The following is a 5,397-nucleotide window of genomic DNA, read 5'->3' on the forward strand; positions in this document are numbered from 1 at the left end:
TCTTGGTGGGGAGTTGTGGTCTGGGGGCGGGGGAAAAATGCGGGGCCTTTTGGACGAGATCTGTTGTGGTCTCGGCCAACGGGGTCGTGGGTGGTTATCGTCGTGACCATGACCACCGTGATCCTGGTCCTGCTGTGCCTTGCGATCGGCGGGCGCGAGTTGTATCTGGCGTCCGACAAGCGGCTTCCCCGGGCGCAGGCGGAGCTGCGGGAACTGCGCAACCAGGTGTCCGAGCTGGTGCGGCGGCACGAGGCGCTCACGGCGGTGGTGGACGAGGCGACGGAGCCCGCCGGCATCCCGATCCAGCCGCCCCCGCCACCCGAGGCCCCGTCCAGCGAGGTTCTGGACAGGCTCGATGCTCTTACCGGGCGGGTGGAGCGGTTGGAGAAGCAGTTCGGCGACATCTCCGGCGAGCTCGCGGGCGTCGATCTCGACCGCGACGCGCAGCACGCGCTGGCCCGGTCGCTGGACGCGGTGGAGCGGGACGTCCTGGAGTTGCACCAGGAGATGCTCGACCGCCTCGACCGCGAGGAAGGCATCGTTACCGGGGTCGTGCTCAGCGAGGAAGGTGAGGCGGAGGCGCTGCTCGCCGGCGCGTACGAGCGGTGCGCCGCCGAGTACGGGCTGCGCGTCCGTGTGCGCGATCAGCGTTCCGCGCAGGCCACTGGCGCCTATCGCGGGACCGTCTACCACCTTTCCGGACGCCGTCCGGAGGTGCTCGCCGAGGACCTGCTCTCGTATGTGCGAGGCCTGTACGACCCGCGTGACTCGTCCGCCCTCAATGCGTTGCTGACCGAGCTGGGGGCGCTGCGCGGCGGGGGCGTCGCGCGGTTCGGGCCGTTCACCGCCGTCGGCACGCAGAGCGCCCTGGTCTGCGGCGTCCTTCCGGACGACGGCGCACCGCCGGCCGAGCCGTGGCAGCTCGTGGACCGGCTCCGCGAGCTGCCCGCCGACCGGCAGAGCGACCTGACCTGGCTGCGCTCCGACGACTAGGGGCGGACGAAGCGCGGCGCTCCTTCCGCGCGGTCCACGCCGAACGCCAGCAGGCAGCGGGGGACGCGGGCCGCGTCGATCTCCAGGCACAGGCCGAGCCCGAGGTCGGGGTCGACGAAGACCACGCGCCGCAGCGCCCACAGCGCCCTGCGCGTCCTGGCCCGGGTCTCCGGACGCGCCGGCTCGTGCAGCGTTCCCGTGACGACCTCGCCCGCGTACCGCCAGAGTCCCGCGGAGTCCAGCACGCGGACGCCCGCCGAGGTCAGGTTCGCGACGATCACGACGCCGCTGTCGTCGTCCTCCGCGGATGACGGCAGCGGTGTGCCCTGGCCGGGGAGGTCGCGCGGTGCGCGCGGGCCGCCCACCGCCCGGTGGTAGCGCAGCGGATCGAGAGTGTCGATCACGAATGCGCCGGCGTAGGGCTTCGACGCTCGGGGTGGGGCCGCCTGACCGCCGGCAGGAGTCCGGACGGAACGCGGGCCCAGGTGGGCGCTGAGGTCGAAGACCATTCCGGCGTCGTCCAGCCACACGGGGACGCCGAGTTTGGGGGCCGCTTTGCGGTCGACGGCGTCCATCGTCCGCCACAGCTCGTCGGTCTCGCGCGACAGCCTTGTGGCCATGCCCAGGCCAGGGAACGCCCCCTCAAGGACGGCGAGTGTGGCCCGCCACGTGGTGCTGTTCACGAACTCGGCCACGAACGCGTCCGCCAGCGCCTTGCGGCGGGCGGGGTCGGACATCGGGCCCGGCCGCGCGGGCGGGTCTTGCGCCTCTCCCCAGCGTGGCTCTGGGACTGCTGCCGACCAGCCTGAGTCGGGGGCCGTCACGTCAGGCGTGGTCAAGGGCGGTGGCTCGGCCGTCAGTCCCTTCCCTGGGAGGAACGGCTCGTCGGTGGTGCGTTCGTGGCGGCCCGCTTCGTGTCGTCCCCACGATGGCGGGGTCTCCGGTGATGACGGCGTTACAGCGGGCGGTGCGGTGCCGGGTTCGTGCGGCGTCCACAGCGGCGGCTCGCCGGACGCCTGGTGGCGGCCTCGTGACGGCGGGATCTCCGGTGGCGGCTCCGTCTCGGCGGGCGGGTCCAGGGACGTCCACGAAGATCCGGCGGGCGGCTCGTGGGGTGTCCAGGACGTGTCGGCCGGTGAGGCGGCATCCCAGGTCGACGGCGGCTCGGGTGGTTGCTGCTCGGCGCCCGGGGGCTCCTGCGGCTGGACGGGGATCCAGTCGGAGGCGGGCTGGTCGTCTTCGGGGGCGGGGACTCCCTCCGCGGGGGTCTCGCCCGCGGGGCTTGCGCCCGCCACGCGGACGTCTTCCGGGTAGGGGCCGGGACGCGAGGGTGCGCTGTCGTCCGGCTGTGGGGGGCCGGAGTCCTCGGGTTCGGGGCTTGGACGGTCACGCGGGCCGAATCTCACGGTGTCGATCCTGCGCTCAGATCAAGATCATCGGCAAGGTCATCGCCGGCTTTCGGGTGCGCCGAAGAGGGCCTCGCACACGGCTTCGAGGGCGTCCGGGCCGCCGTGGGCGGGCAGGACGGTGAGAACCGGCTCCGGGTCCTCGTCCAGGCGCAGCCGGACGGCCACCTCCCGCTGGAGCGGCTCATCGGTGCCCTGAGCGGCGGCGATGTCCCGCAGGCCCACGGAGATGATCTCGGGGACGTCGACGGCGAGGGGCTGCTCGCCGGCGGGCAGCTCGTCCAGCCAGAGGTCGAGGACGCGGCGGGCGAGGCCGTTGAGGAGGCGTCCCCACGCCTCCACGAGACCGGACGGGACGTCGTCCGTCTGCAGTTCGGGCAGCCCGTATCTGGCGAGGCCCTTGGTGGTGAAGTAGAAGCCGTGCGGGCCGGACGTGTGCGGGAGCAGCATCCAGTCGGTGAGCCGGACGGCGCCGTCCGGGCCGGGCAGGGAGCGTTCGAGGTGGCCGAGCGTGAGGATCTGCGGGGTGAACACGTCGATGACGGGCGCGCCCAGCGCGGCGGCGATGGCGCCGGCGACCGTGCGGGCCGCCCATTCGTGCGCGGGCGGGCGGCCCGGCCGGTACGCGGCGCTGACGGCGAGGAGGTGGGGGGCGGCGTCGACGGCCGCGAGGTCGGGCGGCGCGGCGCCGTAGGCGGCGAGCAGGTCGCGGGGCAGCGGCGGGAACTGGGACGCGGGGCGCTGGTCGAGGGTCAGCATGGGGCTGTCGAGCATGCCGAGGACGAGGCCGCGCAGCGGCGGTTCGGTGCGCCGCGCGACCTCGTCGTGGGCCAGCCGGGCCGGGTCGGTGATCGGTTCCGCGAGCGCCACGGCGTAGGTTCCGTAGAGCGTCTCCGGGACGGGCAGCGTCAGAATCTCACCCAACAGTTTCCCCCGTGGGCATCGATGAGCGTCGACAATATCGATCAGAGCCCACGGGGGCGTTGGAAACTATCCGTCGCAACGGGACATTTGCCTCACAACGCCGCCATTAATCCCTTGTCCATGCAGGTCAGGCGGACGGGTGGGGCATCGGCAAATCGTGTTCGAACCAGACGACCTTTCCCGGCTCGGCCCGGTGCGTGCCCCAGCGCGAGGCGAGGTGGGTGACGAGCTGGAGCCCGCGGCCCGTCTCGTCGGTGGCCTCGGCGTGGCGGAGCCGGGGCAGGTCGGCGCCGTCGTCATAGACCTCGCAGAGCAGGTTCCGGCCCTTGATCAAGCGGAGGTCGATCGCGCCGGCGCCGTGCACGAGCGCGTTGGTGACGAGCTCGCTGACCAGCAGCTGGACGGTGTCGGTGAGCGGTTCGAGGTCCCACTCGGCGAGCTTGCCGGCGACCTCGCCGCGCACCCGCGGGACGGCGCTCGCCTCCGGTTCGAGCTCCCACGCGGCGACGTCCTCCTTGGGGATGCCGTCGAACCCGACCGCCACGATGGCGATGTCGTCGGCGGGGGTGGCCGCGCCGAGCGTGTCGAGGAGGGTGTCGCAGGTGAGGTCGAGGTCGGGGGTCGCGTCGGCGAGCCGTCCGCGCAGCTCCTCGAGCCCGTGGTCGATGTCGTGGCCGCGGCGCTCCAGCAGGCCGTCCGTGCACAGGACGAGCTGGGACCCGTCCTCGACCTGGACCTCCATCGCCTCGAACGGCTCGCCGCCGACCCCGATCGGCACCCCGGACGGGACGGGCAGCACGCGGCTGTCGCCGAACGGCGACACCAGGACCGGCGGGACGTGCCCGGCGTTGGCGAACGTGCACCGCCGCTCGACCGGGTCGTACACCGCGTACAGGCAGGTGGCGAGGTAGTCCTCGCCGAGGCGGCGGGCGAGGCCGTCGAGCTGGCGCAGCAGCCGCGCGGGCCGCATGTCCTCGGCCGCGAGGGTGCGGACGGCGGTGCGCAGCTGCCCCATGATCGCCGCGGAGGTGAGGCCGTGGCCCATGACGTCGCCGACGACGATGCCGAGCCGGCAGCCGGGCAGCGGGATGGCGTCGAACCAGTCGCCGCCGACCTTCGCGGCCTGCTCGGCGGGCCGGTAGCGGTACCGGACGCGCGCGCCCGCGACGTCCGGCGGGTCGTCGGGCAGCATGCTGCGCTGCAGTTCCTCGGCGACCTGGACCTCGCGCCGGTACAGCCGCCCGTTGTCGATGCACAGCGCGGCGCGGCGGCCCAGCTCGTCGACCATGGCGAGGTCGAGTCCGTCGAACGCGGGCCGGTCGGGCTTGCGGAGCAGCTTGAACGTGCCGAGGACCCGGCCGCGGGCGATCAGCGGGACGATCAGCAAGGCCCGGCCGGTGAACAGGGGGCGCAGGTCGTCGCGGTCGCCGAACGAGGCGGCGATCTCGGCGGCCCGCCCGGGGCCGACGCGCGGGATGTGGACGGGACGTCCGGTCCGCATGGCCTGGACGAACGGCGTCCCGGACGACAGGAGCAGCGCCTCGCCCTCGGGGGCGGCGTCGTCCCAGCGTCCGGGCTCGTCGTTGTGGACGACCGCGACGCGGCGCATCTGGGTGGTCTCGTCGATCTCGGCGGCGGGCGGCGCCGAGTCGGCGACGACGCGTTCGAGCAGCTCGACGGCGGCGAAGTCGGCGAGCCGGGGCACGAGCACCTCGGCGAGCGCCCGGGCGGCCTGCAGGTGGTCGAGCGAGCTGCCGATCTGCTGTCCGGCCTCGCCAAGATAGGTCAGGGGTTCCCTCACGGCCATCGTCTCCAATCCCTTCTCAGGGTGCGGACTCGGGTCGGGGGGCGGATGCGGCGCATCCGGGCATGAACTGAGCGGCGAGCGGGCTGCTCGGGGCGGCTGACCTGGTCGGGGCGGCGACTGATCAGAGTGGGGCGGTCGATCTGAGCGGGGCGGCTCATCGGCGCCGGGCGACGGGCCCGTGCCCGGCGGGCGGCTGGTTCGGGGCGGGTCGGCCGGACGGGGCGGGTCCGACGTGTCCGGCGGGGCGGTCATGCCCGGTGGGGCGGC

At 73.7% G+C, this 5,397-nt stretch carries 4 protein-coding genes; 1 reads left to right on the top strand and 3 read right to left on the bottom strand.

What is annotated here, in order from left to right; all coding sequences use genetic code 11:
• The first annotated feature begins 108 nt into the window (after positions 1-108).
• Complete coding sequence (locus E1287_RS41835) at positions 109-993, top strand: hypothetical protein (RefSeq protein ID WP_131971460.1); 885 nt, start codon at positions 109-111, stop codon at positions 991-993.
• Here the strand turns inward: E1287_RS41835 and E1287_RS41840 are convergent.
• From E1287_RS41840 to E1287_RS41850, 3 genes are all read right to left on the bottom strand, one after another.
• The gene (locus E1287_RS41840; protein ID WP_131971462.1) at positions 990-2,399 is read right to left on the bottom strand and encodes a hypothetical protein; all 1,410 of its coding nucleotides are present in this window, start codon (positions 2,397-2,399) and stop codon (positions 990-992) included. The two genes, E1287_RS41835 and E1287_RS41840, sit on opposite strands and share 4 nt — an antisense overlap.
• A gap of 39 nt (positions 2,400-2,438) precedes the next feature.
• Entirely contained in the window at positions 2,439-3,323 is an 885-nt protein-coding gene (locus E1287_RS41845) for a hypothetical protein (protein WP_243719814.1), read from the bottom strand.
• Positions 3,324-3,450: 127 nt separating this feature from the next.
• A complete protein-coding gene (locus E1287_RS41850) occupies positions 3,451-5,124 on the bottom strand; it encodes a SpoIIE family protein phosphatase (RefSeq protein ID WP_165969453.1) in 1,674 nt (557 codons plus the stop codon).
• Between the last annotated feature and the right edge of the window lie 273 nt (positions 5,125-5,397).

Source organism: Actinomadura sp. KC06 (assembly GCF_004348735.1).
GTDB lineage: Bacteria > Actinomycetota > Actinomycetes > Streptosporangiales > Streptosporangiaceae > Spirillospora.

Coding starts and splice junctions, on each gene's coding strand:
- E1287_RS41835 (WP_131971460.1), top strand. CDS start 109: ATGACCACCGTGATCCTGGTCCTGCTGTGCCTTGCGATCGGCGGGCGC.